Annotated in this window: 19 protein-coding genes; all 19 read left to right on the top strand. The window is 56.4% G+C overall.

The genetic code is table 11. The annotated features are described in order from the left end of the window. Positions 1–16: 16 nt before the first annotated feature. Complete coding sequence (locus OKB77_RS18540; protein ID WP_139495329.1) at positions 17–646, top strand: hypothetical protein; 630 nt, start codon at positions 17–19, stop codon at positions 644–646. After that, positions 577–1071, top strand: coding sequence for a C40 family peptidase (locus tag OKB77_RS18535; protein WP_139495328.1), 495 nt, complete (start codon positions 577–579; stop codon positions 1069–1071). Before OKB77_RS18540 ends, OKB77_RS18535 begins: the two co-directional genes overlap by 70 nt. After that, complete coding sequence (locus OKB77_RS18530; protein ID WP_231721090.1) at positions 1010–8437, top strand: phage tail protein; 7428 nt, start codon at positions 1010–1012, stop codon at positions 8435–8437. Before OKB77_RS18535 ends, OKB77_RS18530 begins: the two co-directional genes overlap by 62 nt. 9 nt (positions 8438–8446) lie before the next feature. Next, positions 8447–8917, top strand: a complete 471-nt coding sequence (locus OKB77_RS18525; RefSeq protein WP_231721089.1) for a hypothetical protein — start codon at positions 8447–8449, stop codon at positions 8915–8917. Continuing rightward, a complete protein-coding gene (locus OKB77_RS18520; protein WP_139495325.1) occupies positions 8914–9759 on the top strand; it encodes a glycosyltransferase in 846 nt (281 codons plus the stop codon). Before OKB77_RS18525 ends, OKB77_RS18520 begins: the two co-directional genes overlap by 4 nt. Before the next feature lie 78 nt (positions 9760–9837). Further along, the gene (locus OKB77_RS18515) at positions 9838–15270 is read left to right on the top strand and encodes a phage tail fiber protein (protein WP_270818114.1); all 5433 of its coding nucleotides are present in this window, start codon (positions 9838–9840) and stop codon (positions 15268–15270) included. Between the two features lie 483 nt (positions 15271–15753). Next, positions 15754–15999, top strand: coding sequence for a hypothetical protein (locus OKB77_RS18510; protein WP_139495323.1), 246 nt, complete (start codon positions 15754–15756; stop codon positions 15997–15999). 88 nt (positions 16000–16087) lie between these two features. After that, entirely contained in the window at positions 16088–16366 is a 279-nt protein-coding gene (locus tag OKB77_RS18505) for a hypothetical protein (protein ID WP_107961283.1), read from the top strand. A gap of 158 nt (positions 16367–16524) precedes the next feature. After that, positions 16525–17280, top strand: coding sequence for a hypothetical protein (locus OKB77_RS18500; RefSeq protein ID WP_270818113.1), 756 nt, complete (start codon positions 16525–16527; stop codon positions 17278–17280). 53 nt (positions 17281–17333) lie between these two features. Continuing rightward, positions 17334–17693, top strand: coding sequence for a hypothetical protein (locus OKB77_RS18495; protein WP_139495321.1), 360 nt, complete (start codon positions 17334–17336; stop codon positions 17691–17693). Between the two features lie 123 nt (positions 17694–17816). Next, on the top strand, positions 17817–18134 hold the full coding sequence (locus OKB77_RS18490; RefSeq protein WP_139495320.1) for an RNA chaperone Hfq: 318 nt from the start codon (positions 17817–17819) through the stop codon (positions 18132–18134). A gap of 8 nt (positions 18135–18142) precedes the next feature. Continuing rightward, positions 18143–19507 (top strand): DnaB-like helicase C-terminal domain-containing protein, encoded by a 1365-nt coding sequence (locus tag OKB77_RS18485; protein ID WP_107961287.1) that lies wholly within the window; start codon positions 18143–18145, stop codon positions 19505–19507. Between the two features lie 10 nt (positions 19508–19517). Continuing rightward, positions 19518–19757 carry a hypothetical protein gene (locus OKB77_RS18480; protein WP_139495318.1) on the top strand — a complete coding sequence of 80 codons (240 nt, stop codon included), beginning with the start codon at positions 19518–19520 and terminating at the stop codon, positions 19755–19757. After that, a complete protein-coding gene (locus OKB77_RS18475; RefSeq protein WP_139495317.1) occupies positions 19750–20103 on the top strand; it encodes an Acb2/Tad1 domain-containing protein in 354 nt (117 codons plus the stop codon). Before OKB77_RS18480 ends, OKB77_RS18475 begins: the two co-directional genes overlap by 8 nt. A gap of 158 nt (positions 20104–20261) precedes the next feature. Further along, on the top strand, positions 20262–21380 hold the full coding sequence (locus OKB77_RS18470) for a toprim domain-containing protein (RefSeq protein WP_231721081.1): 1119 nt from the start codon (positions 20262–20264) through the stop codon (positions 21378–21380). A 48-nt stretch (positions 21381–21428) separates the two neighbouring features. After that, complete coding sequence (locus tag OKB77_RS18465; protein WP_231721080.1) at positions 21429–22049, top strand: hypothetical protein; 621 nt, start codon at positions 21429–21431, stop codon at positions 22047–22049. 11 nt (positions 22050–22060) lie between these two features. Beyond that, positions 22061–22636 (top strand): hypothetical protein, encoded by a 576-nt coding sequence (locus tag OKB77_RS18460; RefSeq protein WP_231721079.1) that lies wholly within the window; start codon positions 22061–22063, stop codon positions 22634–22636. Between the two features lie 36 nt (positions 22637–22672). Continuing rightward, the gene (locus tag OKB77_RS18455) at positions 22673–23398 is read left to right on the top strand and encodes a hypothetical protein (protein WP_231721078.1); all 726 of its coding nucleotides are present in this window, start codon (positions 22673–22675) and stop codon (positions 23396–23398) included. Continuing rightward, on the top strand, positions 23395–24795 hold the full coding sequence (locus OKB77_RS18450; RefSeq protein WP_139495312.1) for an ATP-dependent DNA ligase: 1401 nt from the start codon (positions 23395–23397) through the stop codon (positions 24793–24795). Before OKB77_RS18455 ends, OKB77_RS18450 begins: the two co-directional genes overlap by 4 nt. Positions 24796–24910 lie beyond the last annotated feature (115 nt).

The following is a 24910-nucleotide window of genomic DNA, read 5'->3' as shown; positions in this document are numbered from 1 at the left end:
TACTTATGGGGGCGCAATGAACAACCTGAGTATCGCAAGTGTCCTTGAGAAGAACCGGATCAGCTCTGAAAACGCCATGACGATGGCCCTCGACATCGAGCTGATCGATCCGGTGTCTGGAAACTACGTGATGACGCTTCGAATCGCCAACTACGACACCGATTTGACCATCGACGGGAACCTTTACACCAAGATCGGGTTCGACCTGTCCCTGCAGGACGACACGAATGAGCTCCAGAACGTCACCCTGACCATCCAGGATCAGGTCGGTCTTATCCGTCCCTATCTCCAGACTTACAGAGGGGCCGTGGGCAGTCGAGTCACCATGATGATCGTCACTGTTGACCCCACAGATAAAACAACCCTGATCGACTTCTCTGAGATGTTCGAGATCGTCAGCAGTTCGTCCCCTGACTACGCCGTCAGCATCGAGCTGGGTGCAGAGAACCCCCTGATGAGGATGTTCCCTGGAAGAACGCAGATGCGCGACAGATGCAGCTTCCGGTACAAGTCAGCCTGCTGCGGATATTCAGGAGACCTGCCGTCTTGCGACCTGACTCTCACTGGTGATAACGGGTGTCGAGCTCATCAGAACGAAAGTCGATTTGGCGGCGCCCCGTCTATCACGGTCGCGGTGCTGTCGTGATCTATTGTGGAGACCTGATCGGGGTTCCTTTCAGGTATGGCGGCCGAGACCCCAAAGAGGCTCTCGACTGCTATGGATTGCTGATGGAGCTCTATCGCCGCGCTTACCGGATAGAGCTCCCCGATTACACCTCCCCGACAAGCGCGGCCGAGATCTCCGCGCTTATGCGGGGCCAACTTCATCTTTGGCAACCGGTAGACGATGTCGAGCCGGGGGTCGTTTTGTTTATGCGCCTTGGGCGCTTTACTCACGTCGCCATGTACCTCGGCGACGATGAGTTTATTCATACCAGCGAAATTACGGGTGGGGTCTGCAGAGAGCGCCTTTCGAATTGGATCAATCGCATCGAGGGGCTGTATCGCTATGCCGCACAATACTCCACAGACCATTCGGTTTGTGATCATCAGGAACCCGCTCGTCCCTGATGTAAAACACATTGAAGAGCGAGTGCTGAGCCCCGGCAAGCCGCTTTCCGAATACATCGGAGAGCTGTCCGGGGTTTACGCATTTTCCGTGAACGGGCGAGTCGTTCCCCAGAGCGACCTATGCCTCGAAGTCCCCCAAGCCGGTGATGTCATTGCTATCGCCCCCGTTCCGATGGGTGGTGGCGGTGGCGGCGGAAAGAGCATCGTGCGGCTGGTCGCCGTTGTTGCGCTTACCTATTTCACCATGGGGACTGGCGCGTATACGCTCGGCGGGCTGACGGGTCTTACCGCCGGTTCGGCTGGTATGGTGGCAGCAAGTGCAGCCGTAATGATCGGCGGCACCATGATGATCAATGCCCTGCTGCCTTACTCAAAGATGAATGCGCGTGGTTCACGAGACAGCGGCAGCGACTCTCGGACATACGGCGTTGATGGCGCAAAAAACACATCGGAAGAAGGCTTGCCGATCCCTGTTGTCTACGGCCGCCATCGCCAGGCCGGCAACATCATCGGTAACTACACCACCCTGTCAGGCCAGACCCAGTATCTTCACCTGCTGATCAACGCGGGCGAAGGTGTTACCGCTGGCGTCGCGCCTGGCAGTATCCAGCTGAACGATCAGCCGATCGACTCCCTCACCGATGTGGAGTACCGCTTCTTCCACGGCAACGATGGCCAGGAGACGACCGGTGTGTTTGATCGGCAAATCACCCCCAATCAGGTGACGATCAACCGCGAGATGAAGAAGTCCAATGTTTGGACTGAGTTCACTACGAGCGTCAACAAAGAGGTTGAAGGTGTCCGCCTGGACTTTCTCGCCAGCCTCTACCGGATGGACGACAACGGTAATGAGCAGCCTCATAGCGTTGACGTCATTGCCGAGATCAAGCCTTTCGGGGCGCCGGATACCGAGTTTCGCCCTCTAACTACCGGCGTTTCTCGCGCTCACTCAGCGCGTGGTTGGCAAATCGACATGGCTGGCGCTCGACTCATCAACGGTGAGATCAAGGAGGTCAAGAAGGGCTCCCAGTTCATCGATAAGACCCGGCCCAACATCTTCGACAAGGCCTCCGGTCTCTACCGCAACTACTACGTCAAATCGGGTACCAAATTCGTGCTGGTAGGTGAAGCGGTAACGCCCAACGGCGCAAAGAACACCACCTACTACGGCCGGCCATATGGTCACAGTCGCCCAGAGAACACCGTTGCCCCTAGAGAGCTGCCAAGCGCCTCTGGGCTGACAGAGTACGATTACGGCGAGCTGGTGAGTAACGGCAAGGTCGTCGGCACCTATCACAAGTTCCATGCCGCCAACATCATGGTCAGCGGATACAACGCCGACTCAGTGACTACCTACACCCAAAACGACGCCACGCTGCGCCTTACCGGTCGCGACGCGAGCGCCACTATGCGCTTCTCTTTCGAGTCTCCAAGACTGCCGGAAGGGCGTTATGTTGTGCGAGCGAGAAGAACCACTGATGACTCGACAGACGAGAAGATCGGCGACACCGTCGTGCTCAACGAGGTGTCCGAGATCGTCTATTCGGACATCGCCTATAACCACACCGCGCTGCTGTATGTGAAGGTCAAGATCAGCGATCAGATCAGCTCTATCCCGAAAGTCACCTTCGAGAACCTTGGCCGTGTGATTCGTGTGTGGGATGAGGCCCAGCGTAAGTGGGTGGCCAGTGCCGATTCGGGCTACTTCAAATTCCCGATCAGCAGCAAAGAGGCCGCTGATTTCCCGCCTCTCACCGCAGAGCAGCACAAGGAAACATTGAAGCGACTGGGCACCATCACCCCCAACGTCCGCGCTCTCTCAATGCCCGCTCACATGCTGCCAAAGGCCTCTGCCGGCAAGTACGTTGGCGGCGTCTACGACCATGACAACCCGGCTTGGATCGCCTGGGACATGTTCACTGACACCCGATTCGGCGGCGGCATCGACCCCAGTCGCCTCGACTTCTGGGCGTTTAAGAAGTGGGCCGACTACTGCCGAGCCAAGGGGCTTCACTTCCGAGCGGTCATCGATGGTAAGGAAACCCTATGGGATGCGTTGGCGTCGGTATTCCGAGTTGGCCGCGCTGTGCCTGTTCGTACCGGCACCAGGTACACCGTATCTATCGAGATGCCAAAGGAAAAGGTTATGTCCTTTGGCGTGGACAATATCGTTGAGGGATCCTTCTCCATCAACTGGATGGGGGTGAATGACCGGGCCAACGAGATTGAGCTCACCTATTACGATGAGGAGTACGACTACAAGCAGCGCGTCATCAAGGTATACGACAAGCAGGCTGCCGCGAGAGGCGCCAAGCCGGTCTCGACATCGACCAAGCTGGTTGGCGTAGTCACCAACGAGCAGGCGGTTCGTGAGGCCAACTTCATGCTGAACACGAACAAGCTGGTCGAGACAGTGACTTTTACCGCACCGGTAGAGGCGCTCGCATGCACGATCGGCAGCGTCATCGAGGTCCAGCACAACATGATGACCTGGGGCGAAGCCGGCAAGCTGGCTGGCGTCAGCAAGGTCGCGGCTGGCGTATACGACCTCGTGCTTGACCATGAGATCAGTTTCGAGAAGGGCAAGGCGTGGAAGATCAACCTTCAGACCAGCGTTGTCGATCGAGGAACGTTCAAGGTCGAATCCGTTCTCGGCGGCTATGTGATCCTGACCGGCTTTGACCCTGACAAGGTGGGGCGCGTCTCAAGGGCTAAGGTTGCCAACGTCGAGACTCCCGTTTTCGATACCTTTGTCGATTCGAACGGCAAGAAAGGTATCGTGGTTCGCGACTTCGACGCATTTGCCACTGGCGCATCGGTAAGACTTTTCGATACCGATGTCATCGTCTCCGCCGCTGTCACGCCGCCTGTTTACGGATCTCCTGTAGACCGAGTTCGTGTCTCCGGCCTGACCGTTGAGCCTCAGAAGTTCGATCACTTCATGGTTGGCTTCCCTGAGTTCCAGGCTCGGCTTTTCACCGTTCGCAGCATTGGCCTGACCGGTGATGACATGACTCGCCAAATCACCGCGCTGGAATATGACGAGCGTGTGTTTGATGACAGCGACACGGACTTCATCGTCACCGATAACGCCTACGAGCGGGCGCTGACGGCTGTTGAGAACGTGGAGATCACCGAGAGCGCGGTGTTCGATGGTGCCGGCATGAGTGTCCGGGCAACCATCACCTGGACTCATCCATCGACTAACTACAAAAACGCAGAGGTGTCTGTCACCGTCAACAACGGCCAGATCCAGCGACTTGGCCGTCAGACCACTCACGCATCCGTCTTGGTCAAGCCGGGCGACCGCATCGATGTAACCATCATCCCTTATGCGATCAGCGGTAAGGCTGGCGCGGTGCTCAAGACGGGTGTCGTCCTCACCGGTATCCCGCAAAACTCCAACGATATGCCTGTCACCGGAGGCGCGGTCGCCGCAACAAACGGCGGGCTGGTCTTGTCTGGCCTCCAGTTTGACCCCTACAGGGTCAAGCAGGTTGAGATCTGGGCAATTCGTCAGGGCACGGTAATCGGCGCAGGCTATGGCCAGGGCATTGTCGGCGACAAGACAAAGATCGAGGACTTGAAGGACCCTACTGTCGTGACGGCGGAGGGTATCGAGCTATTCGGCAAGCAGATCGGGTATGCCGATCAGTTCGGCCGGTTCAGTCACATCATCACTGACCGCAACGATGAGAAGATTCGGTTCTTCTATTGGGCCAGAACGATCGACATGGTTGATGCCAAAGGCCCAATGGGGTTCGTCGGCAGCGGCAGGGCTATTCGCTCCGCCGCCTTCAACGATGTGTCTGTCTACACCTACGCGGTCAAGGCGCCGGCTCGGCCGACTGGCGGCAGTTATGACTCCCCTCGCCCTGTGGAGTCGATCTGGAAGCAAACACCGGATCGAACCGGAGTCACCAACAAAGACGCCGCGCTGTTCATCTCTTCTCGCCGCTTCTGCAGCGTAGACGAGCTCAGCGACCCATCATGGTCTATGCCGGCCGCCATCTACGACCCGAAAGAGGCGGAGGCGGTTGAGCCGTCCATCAAGCCGACCGGCGTGAATGTCACCGCTGCTTTTGGCGCAATCCGCGTCTCTTGGGACAAGCCGGTCTATGAGGGGCATGGCAAGACTCAGGTCTTCGTCCAGCGCGTCCTTGTGAACGCCTCCGGCACCCCGTTGTCTGCTGCCAAGCTCGACATGAAGACGATGCTCGCCGCCGAGGAAACCTCCACGATGGTCAGCATCGCGGCGGCCGCCGGCTACGGGTACTACGTCTGGGTTCGCCACATCAACAAGGCTGGTATTGAGGGCCCAGTCCATACGGACGGCGGCGCTTTCGTTCTTGTGCGCCTGACCCCGGAGGAGATGAGCAATCTGCTGGACAAGCAGATCAAGTTCGACTTCCTCGATACCGATGTTGCCGACACCCTGAAAAAGGCCGGTGAGGACGCCAAGAAGGCGTTCGACTCTCTTACCACCATCGACAAGAAGGCATCGGAGTCTCTGGCGCTTTCTCAAACCACGGCAGAGGTTGGCCTGCGCCTGTTGATGCAGCAAGAGACCAACGAGACTGAGCGCCGGATCGAGTGGTACGGCCCAGACGGTGTAAGGGGGATGGTCGATAAGCTGCGAGAGAACGTGCTCGGCAAGGGCGGCGCAATCGAAAAGGTTGAGCAGATGATCGGCGTTGTCCAAGGCGGCGCTGCTTCAGGCTTGAAAGAGCTGAGCGAGTCGGTCGCATCTCTCGACTCCAGCATGGCCAACAAGATCAGTGAGATCTACGCCAAGTTCCGCGATGTCGATGTCTCCTCCATGGCGAACATCAACGAGGTGAAGACCTCTATCGCTGACGCGAAAAAGGCGATTTCTGACCTGACTACGACCGTAGCCGCGAACAAGAAGACCGCCTCTGATCAGCTGACCTCAGAGATTAACGCACGCAAACAGGCCATCACCGACGAGTCTGGCGCCCGGGCTGCCGACATCAACGGGGTGAAAGCCTCTCTGGATACGGTTGGTCAAAAGATTGCTGCAGAGACCCTGGAGCGCTCGAACGCCATCACGACCCTCAACAAGTCGATGGCCACCCTGGAGACAAAGCTTAGCGCCACAATCTCCACCTTGGACAAGGCTGTATCGACCGAGATCGCCGAGAGAAAGGCGTCGGTTGCCGACGTCAACAAGGCTCTGTCAGAAACGGAAAGCCGTCTGTCCGGCGCGGTGTCTGGCGTGGATGGAAAGGTCGAAACCGAGATCACAGAGCGAAAATCGGCTGTTACCGCCCTAAACACCTCCATTACGGAGATGAACAGCAGACTGACCGGATCGCTCAACACGCTGACCGGCAAGATCAACACAGAGATCTCGGAGAGGAAGGCCGCGACCACTGCTATCGACAAGGCTGTTGCAGAACAGTCCAGCGCTCTGCAGGCGAATATCGACGGCGTTGATGCAAAGGTTGCGACCGAAGTTGCCGACCGGAAAACCGCTGTCTCGACTGTGGCCAGCTCTGTCACGGCTCTGGATACCAAGCTGTCAGGATCCATCTCCAGCGTGGATAAGAAGGTCGCTACCGAGATTGCCGACCGGAAGGCCGCTGTTACTGGTGTCAACGAGTCCATCGCGGCGCTCGATACCAAGCTGTCCGGCTCAATCACTGGGGTGGATAAGAAAGTCACGACGGAGATCGCTGACCGGAAGACTGCAATCACCAGCGTCAACGAGTCAATTGCAGCGATTGACACCAAACTGTCAGGCGCCGTTGATGGCGTAAGCGGGAAGCTCAATGCAGAGATTGCGGAGAGGAAAGCGGCTGATGTCACTCTGACCAACTCAGTTACCGCTGTTGAAACTCGCCTTAGCGGCAGCATCGACTCGGTGGACAAGAAGGTCGCGACAGAGATTTCCGACCGTAAATCTGCCATCACCTCTGTCAATTCCGCATTGACCAGCCTTGAGTCGAGCCTGAAGTCGCTGATCTCCACAGAGGCTGGGAAGATCGCCACCGAAATCAGCGATCGCAAGGCTGCAATCGCCACCGAACAGAAGGCAAGGGCTGACCTGCAGACCTCCCTCACATCCTCAATCAACGGCGTTTCTGCCAGCGTATCGACCCTCAGCTCGACTGTTGCGGGCATCGACGGCAAGTACAACTCCCAGTGGGGTGTAAAGACCAAGGTTGGCGATTTGCAGGGCGGCATTGGCTTCTTCAATGACGGGAAAGAGACCAGCTTCCTCATCGAGGCTGACGCCCTGGCACTCATCTCTCGCAATGCAGCCGGCACAGTGCTTCGCACCTCACCATTCAAGGTGGTAAACGGGAAGGCGTTCTTATCCGACGCCTACATCGACAACGCCGTGATCGAAAATATCGTGGCAAAGAAGATCACCGCGGATTACATCAACGCCCTGAGCGTTGTGGCCAGCTCAATCGTGGCAGGAGCATCGCTCAGCGCTCCGGTGATCAGCGGTGGTCGCATCTCGATTGGCTCACGGTTCAGCGTTGATGAAGGCGGGAACATGGTCGCAAACAACGCGAACATCAACGGCATCTTCAACGCATCGACATTCCGCGGCGGCAATATCGAAGGTGCGGTTATTCGAGGCGGCGCTATCCGAGGCACAAACATCCAAGCTTCTCGGTTCGTGGTTGATGCCGGCCTCCAGGTGCTCTCGTGGGCCAACCAGGAGACATATGGAACAATGGACCTGCCAACCATCGTTGGGGTTCACGGTCAGAATGCTCCGTTCGTTTGTAACCTGGACGGGGTGGTCGCAGATGTCTCCTCAAAAGTCTCTTTGGGATGGGATCAGTTCTACCGTGGCGGCACCTACAGGGCGAACCTTTCATACCCGATCGTGAGCTACAACCACTCTGATCGCTCAAGGGCGTTCCGCTACTCAAGGAAGCTCATCTCCCCGAAGGTGACGGTAAGAGTGTGGGCCGACGGCAGTCAAAGAGCTATCGACGCCAACATGGCGCTGACCTTCATCATGTACGCTGGCGGCACCGCTATTTGGTCTTGGCAAGCCCCTGCAGTGTCACAAGACGGATCTGACGGTCAGCGCCCGGGCGGCGGTATCTCTTGGGCAATGCCGAACGGGACATGCACCTGCTCCTTCTCGGCTTATGACCCGCCAAACCCTAACCATTACTCTTGGGTGCCCGGGTCGTTCGGGTTCTATGAGTTTGTCCTGCAATTCAACGATCTGCCCTACTGGTCGGATGGCACTCTCGATGTAGGAATCACCGTTCGAGATCTGCACGACAGGTTCAACGACGGCACCAACGAGTTGACCTTCCGAATCGAAGATACGGCCAACAACGCAACCCAACCCAACGGCCCAGGCCCGGGCTAAGGAGAAGAAATGGCGAAAATCGTAGAGGTGCCCCTGGCGGGCGCCTCAATCACTGGAGACGTGGCTGTGGTCAGCTTGGATGACTTTGTCGGCTCGACTGACATGGCTTACTCGATTGCCCTGTCAGTGAGAAAGGCTGGTAAAAGGGTCGCTCTGCTGACGGAGGTGGACATCTCATATCTGCTCGACTGGCAGGACGACCCGGATCCGGAGGTTCGGGTCTATGACAACGCGACCAGTGTTTACGACAACATGACCGTGATCGTCATCAATAGCGGCCCTATCACGAGGGAAATGCTGAATATCCCGTCCGCGCAGGCCGTCATCGGAGTAACAGCCGAGAGCCTCAAGCTGACTCTTGATGCCTTTCGTCTGGAGCAGAGCGACAGGATGTTGCTCGACGAGCTGGAGAAGCTGCTGCCGCCGGACTCGCAGGTAAGAAAGCTACGGGATGAACTACGCAGGAGGATCTACAAATGAAGCCAGTGGTTTTCTACTTTTCGGACGGTAACGACCAGGACTACCTCATCGCCTCCATTCGTTCGCTTCTTGAGAACGGAGAGGCCGGAGAACCTGTCGTTTTCGGCTATGAGCCTCTCGATCTGCCAGTACCTCATCGCATGATCACCTTGCCTCCCCTGGAGCTCTGTGAGTTTCAGCTTGGCAAGTACCGTCGGGATGTGTGCATCTCTATGTGCATGAGGGTCGCCGCGATTGACTGGCTGGCTCAAGAAGGGGTTGAGAAGGCTATTTACCTGGATACCGACACCGTGGTTTTGCGACCCCTCACCGAGATCGTCAGGTTTTTGGACGGCGGAGGAGTTTTCGGCGGTGTTCTCGACGTCGATGAGGAAGACACCGGCCAAAGCTCTGGCTGGGCTGGCCGTGCAGCACCGGTCGTTGACGTTAACCCCTATGTGAACAGCGGAGTGCTCGCGCTCAACGTTCTGGCCCTGTGCAAGAGCGGCCCGCTGACTCCCAAGCTGCAGACGTTCTTCGAGCGTCATCGGCGGGCTGTTTACCCAGACCAAGACTTTCTCAACTTCATCGCACACGACTTGGGCGTCATGAGTGTTCTTCCCAAGAAGTTCAATGCGATGATGAGTAGGCTGGCGACTATGACTGACACTGTGACCTATGCGAGGAGGATCGATTTTATTCTCAACGAGGCGGTTGTTGCTCATTACGCATGGTTGAAACCAGCAATGCGGCAAACTAAGTCGGCTCTTTTCTACCGGCTTATTCTGCCCTATCTGCCAGAGGGTGACCTGAAAAACAGCGTCCTGAAGAACCTAGATTTTCTCCACCCCCTAGCAAAATAGCGGCATAGATGATCAGTAAACGCTTACCGATCATCTATGGTTTAAATATAATGCCTCCAATGTTGAATTGGAGGCTTTATGACCACACCGACCATTACTGAGCTATATGCCCAGATCGGCGACATGATGGCGAATTGGCAGCGGTTCCTTGACCAGCAAATGAACTGGCAAGCTGGGCCTTCAGCTGCGAATGACCTTGCCCCGCCGGATAACAACCCTGAGAAAAAAGGCTATCGGGTCATGACCGATGCTGCTGGCAACAAGCGGCAAATCATGACTCCGGCGCAGATGGAGAAAATCGTTTCTGACGCCGTGCAGCAGATTACCGACCTGAAGCCTGCAGAGCTCGCGCCTCAAATGGCTGACGTTCGTCGCCAGCTGAATGAGGTTTCAGCCAAGATGACTTCTACCCGAGCCGAGCTGGTCGGGTTCAGAGACGCCGCCGCCTCGTCTCAGTCAGCTGCCGCCTCCTCTGCCTCGGCTGCAGATACCTCCAAAAAGAACGCCGCTACTAGCGAAGCCAACGCGCTGGCCAGCAAGAACGCTGCCGCCAGTAGCGCCTCTGACGCTCAAAAATGGGCATCCAACCCGGAGAACTCCGCCGTAACACCTGGAAAGTTCTCCTCGATGCACCATGCGATCAAGGCAGAGCAGTCAGCGTCCGTCTCATCGGCAAAATCCCAAGCCGCGACCGAATCCGCAGCGCTTGCATCAGCCAAAGCAGCTGACGCGAGTGCCGCCTCCGGCGTGGCCGCTGCGAAAGCCGGCGAGGCTTCAGCTTCCGCAAACATCTCTCAGACAAAGGCTGAAGAGGCTGCATCCAGCGCGAGCGTGGCTGTTGAGATGTCAAAGTCGGCAAAAGCCAGCTCTGACGCTGCATCTGCAAGTGCAGCCTCCGCCAAGACCAGCGAGACTACTGCAACCACGAGAGCGAATGCGGCATCCCAAAGCGCCACTACCGCCCAGAAGTGGGCAGCTAACCCAGTAGACACCGCTGTCTCTCCTGGGCAATTCTCCGCGTTGCACCACGCGACAAAGGCCGATGCCTCCGCTTCTGCGGCAGCTGCAAGCGCGGCGACCGCTACACAGAAAGCCGACGAGGCAGGCAACAGCGCCACCGTCGCTTCTGACAAGGCCACCCTGGCCACAACGAAAGCTACCGAGGCCGCTGCAAGCGCCAAGTCTGCACTGGACAACAAGAATGCAGCAGGGACCTCTGCTTCATCAGCGAGCGCCTCCGCCACAACGGCTACCCAAAAGGCTGGTGAGGCTGGCCAATCGGCGTCTGCCGCCGCCAAGTCGGCTTCTGATTCGGCTGCCTCCGCTGCTGCCTCAAAGACACAGGCCGATGCCGCTGCTGCTTCAGCAAAAATCGCCCAAGATGCGGCTGCGGTTGCAACCGGTGGGCTTGTTGAAGCTGGCGAAGTCAGCATGGCGTCCGGCGACTACCCTCCCCCGCTCAAGAGCAAATCCGGCTCCAACATCGCTTGCTTCTGGAAGGTAACGACCGCTGGCGTTTCTAAAGTCGGCGGTATCGACTATGAGGTTGGCGACACGCTCGTTTATTCCAGCTCGACGGATAGCTACTACAAGATCGACAACACCGACGCTGTCGTCAGCGTGAACAACAAGAAAGGCGCAGTTGTGCTCACTGCTGCTGATGTTGGGGCGCTTGCCGCGACTGCTGCCGCTGTTGCAGCTGCAAAGCTCTCCACCGGTCGGTCTATCTCGATCTCAGGCCACGGGTCCGGCTCCGTCACATTCGACGGCTCCGCCAACGTGGCCATCCCGTTGGTTGTGAAGGACGACAGCCACAAGCACACCTTCTCCAATCTCAAGGATCTGCCTTCGACCCTGGCCGGCTACGGCATCATTGATGCAGCCCCGCTGACCCACACTCACGCCGACTTGTTCTCAAGCTCCGGCGGCTCCATTACCGGTCAGACGCTCATTAACATCGCGAACGGGCCAACCATCGGCGGCGCAACGTTCGGCAACGGTTGGCTTCGGATCGGCAGCGCCAATGGAGGGATCGCTTTTGATCCGAACGAGATTGCCGCTGTAGGAAACGACCTTTCGTTCGGGACACTCTCCAACCACATCGTCAGCTTGGTGGTGAACAAAAATCGCATTGGCGAGATGAGAGCAGATGGCCTCTATTCCATGGGCTCCAAAGTGCTGACCGCTGCGGCCGGCGTCGCCGTGTCTGCCTCCAAGCTCGAATCTGCCCGCACTCTGTCCCTATCCGGTGACGCAACAGGCTCGATGTCTTTTGACGGCTCAACCAACACATCGATGGCGGTGACATTGTCTAACAGCGGCGTCGCTGCAGGCACCTACACCAAAGTCACTGTGGACGCCAAAGGCCGTGTGACCGCCGCATCCGGCCAGACAGCTGCGGACATCCCTAACCTGGATTGGGCGAAGATCACCTCTGGCAAGCCAACCAATCTGGCCGGCTATGGGGTTTCCAGTGCAACGCTTCGCGCCATCGAGAGCTTGGCCATGGCGGCCGACAGCGTCCCCTATTTCACTGCAGCGAATGCGGCTGCTTCGATGAAAGTGACGGCAGCTGCTAGAGCCCTCCTTGATGACGCGGACGTAGCTGCAATGCGGGCGACCCTGGGTGTCCCAGATACGAGCGCCGTTTCTGCATCGCAGGATGGCCTCATGTCCGCCGCTGACAAAGTGAAGCTCGACTCCATCTCGGCGGGCGCCAACAAGTACGAGCACCCAACCGGCGACGGCAATCTCCATGTCCCGGCGACCGGCACCTCAAACGCAGGTAAGGTTCTGAAAGCTGGCGCAACTGCAGGGGCGATCATGTGGGCGTCTTTGGCCGCTGCCGACGTTGGGCTGGATAACCTGAACAACTGGGAGGCGTCAGCCTCGATTACGGACCCTTCCGATCAGAAGTACGCCACAGCCGGAGCTGTAAAGCGGGCCGCCGACATTGCCAATGCGGCGCTGGCCAGGTCTGGCGGTAATCTCACTGGCAACGTCACCTTCACCAACGACTCGGTGATCCAGTGGAGCCGCAACACCGACTTCGCGGCCATTGGTTTCAAAAATGACGCTGATTCCGACACCGACTCGTTCATGTGGTTTAAGACCGGTGATAACGGCAATGAGTATTTCAAGTGGCAGGTTGTCAGTGGCTCAACAGTCACCGACGTCATGACCTTGAAGGCCGACAACCTCCGGGTGAAGGGGTTCCAGGTTTTCCACCAAGGATTTAAACCGACCAAGGCAGATCTGGGCTTGGAGTTGCTGAACAACTGGGCCGCGACATCCTCTATCACTGATGGTAGCGAGACCAAGTATGCTTCCGCCGCAGCAGTGAAACAGGCCGCGACCCTGCTGAAAGGCACAAGGAAAGAGTTTACTGTTGGTGGCGACCCCAATACCTACTACATGGTTGTCGTTGCGCCGATGACCTCGGACTTCGGTGACATGCGGGTGATGCTCAGCCGAGCTTATAACTGGCCCGCCCCAAACACCTGGAACACTGCGACCCATAAAGGCGGCTTGACGCTCTCGATCCGGTGGAGCGGCGACGGCGCTTGGGGCGGCAACTCCAAGAACTGGGTCGTGGATCACTTCTCCGAGACCTACTCAACCATGGTCGCCCGGGTCTCCCTCCTCAAGAACGGAATGGCCTTCTGGCTCAGAGGCGGTGGAGCGAAGTATTGTCTCCAGAGTGACTATGGCGTCGATACGACCTTTTCCGTGATTGAGGGCGACTACACAGACGCGGATAAAGCTGTCTACTCCCCGATGACGACTATCGACCGAGGCGAGCTTAATAGACGCTACAGCCTTCGTGATGGCCAAGTTTTCGACCTAGATGCTCGCGTCTACAGTCCATCAAACAAGCCCACTGCCTACGAAATCGGCGCTCTGGCTCTGGACGACCCCTACAAGAGTGCCGCTGATGTCGCCACTACTGGGAACCTTGCTGCCACATATGCCAACGGCTCAGCAGGGGTTGGCGCAACACTAACAGCTACCGCAAACGGGGCGCTGTCTATCGATGGCGTTGCCTGCCAGGCCGGTTATCGGGTCTTGGTGAAGAACCAAACCAGCTCTGCTCAGAACGGCATTTATGCGGTAACGAATCCTGGGTCAGCCACAACGCCATGGGTATTGACCCGTGTCGCCGATGCGGACACTACCTCCCGATTGGCCGGCGCCGTGGTGACGGTAGATCAGGGGACCGCCAACGGCTCGCTGCTCTTTACCAATGACTGGAAGAAAACCAGCACTGTCGGGACGAATGGCATGAACTGGCGGGTCGTGGTGGATAGCGGGAACATCTCGTCCTATCACCACGGATCGGGTGTACCGGCCGGCACATATCGGTCTGTCACTGTTAACAGCCAAGGGCATGTGACCGGCGGTTCCAACCCTACGACTCTTGCAGGCTATGGCATCACCGATGCGGCGCCAAGCGGTCACGTCGGATCAGGAGGTGACGCTCATGCGAATGCTACCGGAACCGCCGATGGCTTTATGAGTGCCGCTGACAAGAAGAAGCTGGACGGTATCGCGGCTGGGGCAAACAGCTATTCGCACCCGGGTGGCGATGGGAATTTGCATGTGCCCGCCACAGGCACCGGCAATAACGGCAAGTTCCTGATGGCCGGGGCCACTGCCGGTTCTCTCCAGTGGAAGGACATCGGCCCTGCTGACGTCGGCGCGTTGCCGATCGGCGGCGGCACCATCACTGGGGCATTGACGGTCAATGGGGAACTTCGCTCGTTGTCTGCCAACTCCATGAGAATCGTGCAGGGCAACTACGGGACGTTCTGGCGAAATGACGGGTCCAACTTGTACCTGATGTTTACCAACGCCAGCGATCAATACGGCAGCTACAACGGCCTTCGTCCGATGTACGCGAACCTCGCCACTGGCAACGTGAACTTCGGGCACAACGTCGATATTAACGGTCAGGCGTACATCAACACCGGCAGCACCTCCTGGATCGATATGCGGTCGTCCAACGCGATTCAAGGGCGCTCAGCCGTCTCTAACGCTGCCGCTTCCGCAATTGTCCGTCAGGAGCATGCTGACCGTCACTTTATCCTTGGCGGCCTCGGTAATTCGCAGTTCGGCATCTACATGATCAACAAGAGCCGGACCGCGAACGGCACAGATGCAGCGGCTTACCTCAGCGCTGACGGCACCTGGTACTGCAACGGCAACGCCTCGGTGAACGATGTCCAGATCCGTTCTGACATCCGGCTCAAGTCCGACTTCAAGGAGATCGCCGACCCTTGGGACTTCTGGAAGCTGCTGCGCATCTCCGAATACACCAAGGCGGGCGCCCGCGAGCTTGGTTTTGTGGCACAGGACTTTGTCGAGAGGTTCTCGGCGGTAGTAACCGAGTCGCCAGATGACAAGCACCTGAGTCTTCGCCCGATGGGTGTGCTGGCGCTGGCCGGCAAGGTGATTCAGGAAATGCAGAAGCGCATCGAGCAACTGGAGGCCGCAAATGCCGGTACCAAATAAGCCGTTCTGGCTCTCTCAGGCAAACACGGAGTTTGGAGGCAATGGATGGGCCTCCAACATCTTGTCCAAGGCCGGCTTAGCTCTCCCCCGCATGGCGGGGGATCTCGCTGGCATGAGTGCTTTCGCCATCTTGAATGACCCTGGCTCGCCCTACGGAAACCCAGGGGACGGGGTGCTCCAATTCTGGAGGTCTGGGAATGACATCTGGAGCGGAGGGACGAACATCTCCGACGTTCAACTAACCAAAGGCATGTGCCAGATCAGGATCCGACACACGGGAGGGGACGGCTCGGTCTATTTCTCAGGCGCCAGCAACAACGTCGCCTTTACCCCGGACGGGACCAGGAGAGGTGTGGCCTGCAGCTCCCCTGGCTTCCCAGGATACGAAACCATCACGGCAGCCATTGACTTCATTCTGAACGGAGCGGTCGTGAAGACCGTAAACGTCAGCTGTGAAGGCTCTACATTCCGATAGGAGAAACTATGAGTAATGCAGTAACCAGATACTTTTTCCGTGTGGCCATCTCTATCGACCAGCTGGGTAACACCCTGCTCGGCGGTCGTCCTGACGAGACTATCTCCGGCAATGTTGGGTACAACGCTCTGCAGGGTAAGCGGTGGGCGCTGAGGCTGGAGAAGATCATCAACTTCATCATGATGAGCCCGACCCACTGCAGGGACAGCATTGAGTATGACGAGCGGAAAAAGCCACTCCGTAACTCCTGGTAAAAGGGGCCTTCGGGCCTCTTGTTGTTCAGTGGATACTGAAAAAGAGGGCGGTTATAATCCTGAAAATTTCACATTATAGGATAAGGATATGCCCAACTGGCTTAACGACGTCAACAAGGTGGTGACCGGATTGCTGACAACCTCAATTGTCGCTCTGGCCAGCTTTGTCTTTGATGCAAACACCCGTATCGCAGTCCTCGAGTCACACGCCGCTTCTCAGAACGCTGTTGCAAACGAGAACCGCGAAAACTTCCGCAAGCTGAACGAGTCCATTGCTCGCCTCAACACCGTTTTGACGGTGCTCAATGACCGGCTGGCCAGAGATGGCAAATCGGTCGCAATGCCAAGCTCGGTGGTTTCCGAGTAAGGCTCCGGCCCTGAGCGATCAGGTGTACCGGTCAGGGCCTTTCCTTCCGAAGCAAAATTCAAATTCCGCGGTGTTCCTATAATCACTTTTGATCGCTTCTTCTAATATAAGTAAACTCAAAAACAAGTAATTATTTATTGAAAAGCGAGCCTAAAGTTATGATGCTGGATGATTTCGTCGGTTCCTCGCTGTCCGATCTTGAATATGAGCTCATCGCCCTGGAGAGGATCAGCCTCTCGCTCTTAAAAGAGGAGTGCGAGCTCTACAAGACGGCATGGTTTGACTACCGAGGTATGCACCCTACCAAGCGCACATATCTGTTCGCGCATTACTACGAAGAGGCCTTTCGTCACATGATTCGGCTTCATGTCGATTATGAGCAGGTAGAGGGTCCCTCCCCGAGATCTTATCTGCCAAGAAAAGACCCTCTCGGCAAGCCAAGCAGTGTCATTGCCAAAGAAGCGAAGACCGGCAAGTCATCCCCATTCAGAAACACGACCTGTATCTGGAAGGCGCGTCAGAAGGCTGACCTGCTCGGTATTCCCTACGATGTGTTCTGCATGTCAGGGATGAAAGCAGCGATAGGGCGAATCTGGCAGCGTATACCAACGCCAGGGCAGCTCTATAGTGTCAACATACTTGAGCAGATCATCGATCGCTGGGAAGCGCTTCTGAGCGAGCGTATTTATGCTGCCGAGTCTGACTTCTACACCCTCCCGAAGTGGCAAGGCCATCCTTCTCAGCTGGAGCACTCGGCATGGCTCTGTCGATTGATTGCGTCAAGAGCCCGGCCGGAGTTCTCGCTGATGGAGTACGGCTTCAAGCGCCACATGATCCACCCGCAAGATATGCGAGTGCATTTCTCTCCGGAGGTGATTTCTGCTGCTCGCTCAATAAGTAAGAGCTTACTGTAGATGGCTTTTGAGCGTCTGTGTATGATTGCTCGGTCAACTGTCTTGGAGGCATTATGAAGAAGCATTTCACCGTCAAATTCACTGATGCTTATGGCATCCCTCACCCTGCAGCTGTGTTTGAGCTCAGCTATGCGCAAAAGACCGTCAACCGCGTTGAGCTGTTCGGTGCTGAACAGCCTCAAGAGATGTCCGTCTCCGTCATCTACCAGTTCAAATACTGGCACGATCGCGAAGCGTTGGAAGCCGGCAAGCCTCCTCTTCTGCTGTCCAACAACGAAGGCGCAACTATGTTCTCTCGGGTCAAACATGGTGAGGCAGAAGTGACCGACCTTGAGAGCTTCTGCATTGAGCACCTCTTCAGCGAGGTTATGCCGGCCATCGATCCCGGCTTTGAGGCTGTCAAAAAAGCCTGATCTTAGTCTGGGGCTGGTAGTAGTGCTGGCCCCATTATTAAGTAAATGTTTACTGTAGAAAGTCCGTTAGATAGCAAGTAAGATGCTTACATTAGCGAATTGCTGAACAACATGGAGTAGCAAATGCACGAACAACACAACCAATCCCATCGTCGTTTCTCTTCCGACGCCGGTCGCCCGTCTCTTCGCCCTCGCCCGCGCCCCGAGACCCAAAACAAGAAGCCTGCCCGCCGTCAGTTGGACGCTCACGAGCATGTGCTGCTTAACAGCAAACGTAATGCGTCCTCTGTGGCTGTGACCCTGATGTCAGGAAAAGAGGTAGAGGGGGTCGTCATCGACTTCGACCGCTACTCCTTCTCGATCAAGCAGAGCGATGGCGTAGACCTGCACCTCTTCAAGCATGCCGTCGCGATGTTTAGCCCTGTCGCAAACCGCGCTTGAGGTGAGCCATGACAGTCGTTGCTGAAATGGAAGTTGAGACTCCGGAAATCAAGTTCGTTGATTTTGACGAGTCGTTTCAGGAAAGACTGGTCGCCTTGCAGGTAAGGGATGAGACCTTCGCCAGAAGAACCGAGGGTCTTATCAAGCCTGAATACTTTGAGAGCCGCGCAGATGCGGCTCTCGTCAGTTTGGCGATCAGCTATTACGACCGCTACAAGAGGCCGCCAAAAGATGTGGCCAACGTAGTTGCCCTGCTGAAAGACGCCATTCGCAGAGGCGTTATTCGCTCGGACATGGTCGAGGAGATTAAAGACAAGATCCGGGTCATCTTCGATGCCGGCATGGATATCGTTTCCTGCCGTGATTTCGCTGTTGATCAGGTCGGCGAGTTTGCCCGTCACCAGGCCATTACTTCCGCGATGCTTGTCGCTTTTGACCAGCTGGAGAAGCACAACACCGTCAAGGTACAGGAGATCTTGGAGAAGGCCTTCAAGGTGGGCCCGCGCCCGAACTCCACCCCATACAGCTATTGGAAAGAGGCTGAAACCAGAACAGAGGTTCGCCGCGCAATGAAGATGGGAGAGATCAAGCCGCGAGGCATCAGCACCGGTATCCCTGGCATCGACAAGCTGCTCTTTCACAAAGGCTTCGGCATCAAAGAGCTTACGGTCTTCATGGCCGGCGCCAAGAAGGGTAAGTCGTTCACGATCTGGGACTTTGCAAAGCTGATTTCGCTGCAGGGTTACAACGTGCTTGGCATCACCCTCGAGGTGAGCACAGAGGTGCTTTCCACTCGTCTCGACGCATCCGTATCAGACACCCCGATTGACGAGATTGAGGGGTCCATCTTTGCCGTGATGGAGGCTATTCGCGCCACTCGAGACCGCAAGTTACCAGGCGAACTCATTCTTCACGAATACCCGTCCGGCTCATTCAGGCCGATGGACTTGCAGGACCTGATCGACAGGTACAAAGCCGACGGCATCAAGTTCGACGCCATCGTCATCGACTACCTGGACATCATGGCTCCTAACCGCTGGGTGCAAAGCGAGACGGAGAACAGTCGGACCATATGGGTTGATTGTCGAGGCATCGCGCAGACGGAGGAGGTCGCCATGATTTCCGCTACCCAGACCAACCGTGAAGGTCATAAATCGGTGACGGCCAAGGCCGAGCATGCCGCAGAGGACTTCAACAAGATTCGGACCGCTGACTTGGTTATCTCTATCAACGCGACAGAGGAGGAGATGGCCAAGGGCGAGGCTCGAATGTTCTTTGCCGCGTCTCGTAACCAGAAGGGTGAGTTTGCGATCCGGATTAAGCGCGATCTGTCACGGGGTCACGCAATCAAAGAAGTTATTGGCTTCGAGTAAGGAGGTGGGTATGCCCACAAATAAAGACCGCGCCGCCTGGGCTGAGACCGCCCTAGAGGCTTTCATGAGTCAGGTTTATATCGGCCCGGAGAAGAGCCTTGCTCGTCTCCACCCGGGCGATCATCGAGACATGATTGGGGATTTGATTACCGACCTGCTCCATTACGCGACCGAGCAAGGCTTCGACCCGCAAGAAATCCTGGCCGGAGCCCAATCTCTCTACGAGCAGGAGCGCTTGGAAGATGAATAACCAGCACAAGATGATCCGTGGGTACCGCGATTTGACCCAGTTCGAGGTTGACCTGATGAACGAGATCAAGGCGATGGAGGTTCAGGTCATCCGGCTTCATCGCAAGGTCTTGGCCCACATAGAGACTCAAGACCATCTCGAAGCCGCTGCAGCAGCAGCGAGAAAGAATGCCCTTGGAGGCGCGTTCCATATCGCTCCTGAGCCCTCTGGTGACGTTATTGCGCGTCATCGGGTAGCAGAGCCTCGTCGATGGGCTGCAATCGCGAAAACCGACCTGGAGACAGCCTTTATGGCTATGACCAGAGCGGTAGCGCAGCCGGTCCATCCCGAGCTTTTAGAGGGTTAGCTAGTGATGCTGGGTGACACTTTCAAGATCGTCAGCCAGCTGCTCTTAGTCCTGGCAGGGTTCGCCCTGCTAGGTCTATGGAAGATGATCGAGCTGATCATCTGGCTGATAGACATTGTTTGACGGGGTACTCCCCTAGTTTGCTGAACTGACACGCCATGAGACACAAGCCAGATACCGACCTGTCTGAAATTCTGGAGCATATCGACCCAGAGCTGTTCCTTGATTACGAAGGTGTCCGCTTCAAGAGGACGTTTGGTTCGTCTGGGCAGCAGTTGAACATCAAGACCTGCCCAAGATGCGGGGGAAATGGATGGAAAGTCTATCTCAACGCCTCGAGCGGTCTTGGCAACTGCTTCCACGGTGATTGCGCCGGAGAGCCGGGGTTCAACCTATTCTCTTTCTCTCGCCATCTCTGGGGCACTGATTCGTCAGAGACTATCCGCAGGCTCAAGGATTATGCCCGTGATCAGGGGTGGGTAGCTAAGCGCTCGACCTCTGCCGAGGTTGAAGAGGTGACCGACTTTGACATGCCGGAGAGCATCGAGCTCCCGCACGGCGGCCGCAATCTTCGATATCTTGAGCAGCGCGGTATAGACCGCGATCTCGCCCGATACTTTCACCTCCGATTCTGTCACAAAGGGCAGTACATCTACATCGACGGCGAAGGCCGCAGGATGTGGCAGAACTACGATAACAGGGTCTTGATACCCATTTACGACCTTGATGGTGTGCTTGTGACCTTCCAGGGTCGCCACATCAGTAACGACGCCCCTCGCAAGTACCTCTTCCCGCCCGGACTCCCGGGTTCTGGCCGCTTTCTTTATAACGGCCACAACGTCATTGGCTGCGAAGAGATTGTCATTTGCGAAGGTGCTTTTGACGTCATGGCCACCAAGATCGCGATGGATTCAAAAGTCCATCTCCGCTCCGTCGGTCAGATTGGCACCTTCGGCAAGCACCTCAGCCATGGCGATCATAACGGGCAAGATCAGCTCGGCGCGTTGATCCGGTTAAAGCAGCATGGCTTGAAGTCAGTCGTCTTTATGTGGGACGGCGAGGTGGATGCAATCAAGGCCGCCATCGAGTCGGCCAAGCTTGTTCGCTCAGTCGGGTTGTCCGCCAAGGTTGCTCTCTTGCCCGAGGGTAAAGATCCGAACGAGGTGCCGCCCTCTGTCGTTGTTGATGCTTATGAAAGGGCAATGCCCTGCTCGGACGTGCGACTGCTCCGCGAGTTAATGCGCAGAGCTCGGCTAAGAGAGTCAAAGCCCGAGTGAGAGTATTTATCATGCTGATGTTGAATTTAGAGCTGAACGGAGAACGCTGTGAACCGCCTGCTGAAGGTCTATTACCTACCGAACTATGACGAAACCAGTCACAACATCGCCCTAGTGGTGGGGGCCGACTGCGATGGCCATCAGCGCTGGCTCTGTATGTCAGCGAATGAGTCAACCTCGATCTCTGGTCGGGAGCCCGACTATCTGTTCGCCAAAGAGGTTGTTGGCAGCCAAGAGGAGGCCGAAGCATGGCTTGAGCACTGGCGAAACCGGATTGCCGATATTTCTCGCCTCTACGTCCTGCAGTGTGAAACCACCTTCTCAGTGGTGAAGGATGCGCAGGATTGGTTGGCATCAAGGACCAAGTTCTTCGGCTCTGTCGGCCTGTCCAAGCATATCGCCATGTTTTGCGTTTCCGCCTGTGCTGGCGATGCCCCTATTTCTGAGCTTGCAGAGGAGGTTGTCGCTCGATCCTTCTTTCAAGAGGGGCGGCTCGAGCGTCCCTTAGCTAGGGTTGCCCCCGCCGTGCCGGTGACTCAAGAGGTTAATGACAGTCTTGCCGAGATGCTGGCCATGATCGAGCGGGAGGAGGATGAGGAAGAGCTTGAGCGAATTGTGGATGAAGAGTGTCGCCGCCTGGCTAATCCAGGATGGGGAATGTTTGAGTAAGGGGGTGTGTTGTGAAGAAAACGGTCCATGTGGTCGGCTCCATTCTGCGTGATGCCGACAACGAGCGGAAAAGAAACTATGTGAACCTGATTTTGACGCTAAAGGCCGATGGTGAGCCGGTTCGTCATTATCACCTGATCAACTACGCGGCCAATGCCAATAGCGTCAAGCACCTGTTGAAAATCAGCAGTTCGGAAAGCCGCGAAGAGATGGAGAAGCTCTACTCCGAAAAGAACGAGTCCAAGCTGGCCAGAAACCGGATCACCTATCAGACCATCGACAAGGAGTTCGACCTGGATAGCGACAAGGAATTTGTGGACACCCTGTCCGGAGCCGAAATGAAGGTCTCGATCGCCAAAGCCAAGTCATTCGCAGGAGGACTTCGCTCTCGTGTGGATGAGGTACTGGCCGAACGAGAGGCTCGCAAGTTTGACGAGCGAAAAGAGGACGAGCTCTTTGGCCACCGAGAGGCCGGAGCTGATGAGGAGTCTGCTCGCATATCTGACGACGAACTTCTCGCCAAAGAGGCCTCAACCACATTCGGGAAGGCCACGTCAGAGACGAACAAAAACTGGGGCATGTTTTAAAGCCCGTCACGTCAGTAAATACTAACTGAGGCAATCATGAAACCTGTAACTGTTGAGGTGCTGCCTGTCGATGCCAGTCGTTCCGGCCGTAACACCGTTTATCACCACTGCGATCAGATTGAGCGCAGAACGTCCTATGCCGTCTGCCTCTTCACCATTGACGCGCATGAGAAAGGGAAGCTTCGTCCCGATTCGGAGTGCTATCAGCATATCCAGCGTGGCGAGTGCAGAGCCGTAGGCTTCCGTCAGCAAGAGATCGAAGCGGGCCGAGCTCTCTTCTACCAAGAGCGTCAGATCTCCGTCGTCAAGGTCGAGGACGCGCCCCGGGTTGAGATCACAGGCCCGACAAAGCCGGAGTCCGAGAGCTACATGCGCGGCTGGAACGCCGCAGGTCGTCTTCTCTCCGGAGGCACCGGCAAACCCTCTCTCCGCTCTGCGCCTAAACCAGCTCCCAAACCTGCCCCGGTGAGCGCGTCAGAGCGCCTGTTTGGCGTGAAGGAAAGCACCCTGGCGGAAGCCGTCTCTGACGCCGCAGTCGAGGCTGTGATCGGCAAGAAAGAGCCGACTCCTCTTGTTCAGTACGTGGCGAAGCTTATCCGCGGCAGAGATCGCGATCTCTGGCGGCAGGAGATGAGCAAGATCATCAGCAAATTTCGTCTCGACAAAGACGCTCAGACCCGTCTTGTGACCGCCGCAAAGACCCTCGCAGCAACAGCGCATCCCCTAGACAAAGCATCAATTCCCAACATGGAGCCAGCATGAAACACATCTATGAGTCATTCGAGCGTATCGCGGCCGTCAGCGGCAATGCCAAAAACGACCTGCTGACGGAGGAGCTTAAAAACGCCGACGTTCTTTGGGCGATGAAGCGAGCCCTGGATCCGATGCTGACATACGGCATCGGCAAGAAAACAATCAAGGCCGCCATCAAAAAGCTGTCTGGCTTTGGTGACAAGCACATGTCCGTCCAAGAGGCTGAGCTGATCCTCGCCCAGTTGCAGGACAGAACCTTGAAGGGCGGTGCAGCCAAGGCCGAGTTGGCCAGACTCTACTCAACCTATTCAGAGGAGTCATGGCATGTTCTTACCAGGATCATCACAAAAGATGTCCGAGCCGGCATGTCAGGGAAATCGGTAAACCGAGCCCTTGGCAGAGAAGAGATCATCATTTTTGAGGTCAATCTTGCCCACCCCTATGCTGCCAAGCGGGTCAAGAAGTGGCCGGTCAAGATCGAGATCAAACACGATGGCGTTCGGACAATTTGTATCGCTGATCTCTCGGCCAAGACAGCCGTGTTCCTTTCCCGAACCGGCAAGGAGTTCCACGCATTTCGATCCCTGTCGTCGGATGTAATCACCTTCCTGACAGCCGGCCTGAATGTCTCCAGCGGCCTTGTTGTGCTTGATGGGGAGGTCATCACCGGAGACTTCCTGAAAACTGTCAGTGAGGTCAGACGCAAGACTTTCGACGCCAAAGATGCCGAGTACCACGTATTCGAATTTATGACCGAGCGCGAGTTCGTGAAAGGGTGCTCGCTACCTGAAGAGCGCCGTCGAGGTCGGCTTGAGCTGCTGTTCCGTCGTGCTGCCGAAACGCTGGGTGAAGCTGAGATGGACAACCTGGCTGTTAAGCTGATCGAGCAGGAGATCGCCAGCAATGACGAAGAGGTTCGCGCCAAATTCAGAGAGAAATTCTCTATGGGGTTTGAAGGGATCATTGTTAAGCAAACCCACACCTTCTACGAGCGGAGCCGGAACAATGGATACCTCAAACTCAAGGACGAGGTTGAGACTGCGGGCGAGGTCGATCTTAAGGTCATCGGGGTCTACGAAGGTGAGGGCAAATACGAGGGAATGGCCGGCGGCATTATTGTCGATTTTAACGGTGTGGAGGTCCGCATCGGTGGTGGTTTTACCGATAAGCAGAGGGCTGAAATCTGGGCTGACTATACTGGCCGAGTCGTCACCTATACCAGTGTGTCATGGGAGGAAGAACTGGATGAAATGATCACTGTGACCCACACGGTAAAACCCTCCGGGCAAAGCATAATTGGGCGCCTTGTTGAGGTTAAATATCATGAAATAACCAACTACGGCTCCATGCGCCACGGCCGATTCCACAGGTTCAGAGACATCTTGGAAAAAGGAAAATTGGTTTGATAGTTTCCAAGGAAAAAAGATTGCTTCCTTGGTAGTTGCGTAGCGATAAAGGAAGGCACTATTTTCGGTGCCTTCCTTTTTTCATTCATTTGGTTCATTCTATGCGTGTTCATCG

Source organism: Aeromonas sp. Y318-3, from assembly GCF_027706185.1.
Taxonomy (GTDB): domain Bacteria; phylum Pseudomonadota; class Gammaproteobacteria; order Enterobacterales; family Aeromonadaceae; genus Aeromonas; species Aeromonas veronii.
Note: the sequence above shows the minus strand (reverse complement) of the source record. Positions and strands in the feature narration are given on the sequence as shown.

What these genes read in the sequence shown, in the direction of transcription:
- OKB77_RS18540 (WP_139495329.1), top strand. Translation starts at nt 17, where the DNA reads ATGAACAACCTGAGTATCGCAAGTGTCCTTGAGAAGAACCGGATCAGC.
- OKB77_RS18530 (WP_231721090.1), top strand. Translation starts at nt 1,010, where the DNA reads ATGCCGCACAATACTCCACAGACCATTCGGTTTGTGATCATCAGGAAC.
- OKB77_RS18525 (WP_231721089.1), top strand. Translation starts at nt 8,447, where the DNA reads ATGGCGAAAATCGTAGAGGTGCCCCTGGCGGGCGCCTCAATCACTGGA.
- OKB77_RS18520 (WP_139495325.1), top strand. Translation starts at nt 8,914, where the DNA reads ATGAAGCCAGTGGTTTTCTACTTTTCGGACGGTAACGACCAGGACTAC.
- OKB77_RS18515 (WP_270818114.1), top strand. Translation starts at nt 9,838, where the DNA reads ATGACCACACCGACCATTACTGAGCTATATGCCCAGATCGGCGACATG.
- OKB77_RS18510 (WP_139495323.1), top strand. Translation starts at nt 15,754, where the DNA reads ATGAGTAATGCAGTAACCAGATACTTTTTCCGTGTGGCCATCTCTATC.
- OKB77_RS18505 (WP_107961283.1), top strand. Translation starts at nt 16,088, where the DNA reads ATGCCCAACTGGCTTAACGACGTCAACAAGGTGGTGACCGGATTGCTG.
- OKB77_RS18500 (WP_270818113.1), top strand. Translation starts at nt 16,525, where the DNA reads ATGATGCTGGATGATTTCGTCGGTTCCTCGCTGTCCGATCTTGAATAT.
- OKB77_RS18495 (WP_139495321.1), top strand. Translation starts at nt 17,334, where the DNA reads ATGAAGAAGCATTTCACCGTCAAATTCACTGATGCTTATGGCATCCCT.
- OKB77_RS18490 (WP_139495320.1), top strand. Translation starts at nt 17,817, where the DNA reads ATGCACGAACAACACAACCAATCCCATCGTCGTTTCTCTTCCGACGCC.
- OKB77_RS18485 (WP_107961287.1), top strand. Translation starts at nt 18,143, where the DNA reads ATGACAGTCGTTGCTGAAATGGAAGTTGAGACTCCGGAAATCAAGTTC.
- OKB77_RS18480 (WP_139495318.1), top strand. Translation starts at nt 19,518, where the DNA reads ATGCCCACAAATAAAGACCGCGCCGCCTGGGCTGAGACCGCCCTAGAG.
- OKB77_RS18475 (WP_139495317.1), top strand. Translation starts at nt 19,750, where the DNA reads ATGAATAACCAGCACAAGATGATCCGTGGGTACCGCGATTTGACCCAG.
- OKB77_RS18470 (WP_231721081.1), top strand. Translation starts at nt 20,262, where the DNA reads ATGAGACACAAGCCAGATACCGACCTGTCTGAAATTCTGGAGCATATC.
- OKB77_RS18455 (WP_231721078.1), top strand. Translation starts at nt 22,673, where the DNA reads ATGAAACCTGTAACTGTTGAGGTGCTGCCTGTCGATGCCAGTCGTTCC.
- OKB77_RS18450 (WP_139495312.1), top strand. Translation starts at nt 23,395, where the DNA reads ATGAAACACATCTATGAGTCATTCGAGCGTATCGCGGCCGTCAGCGGC.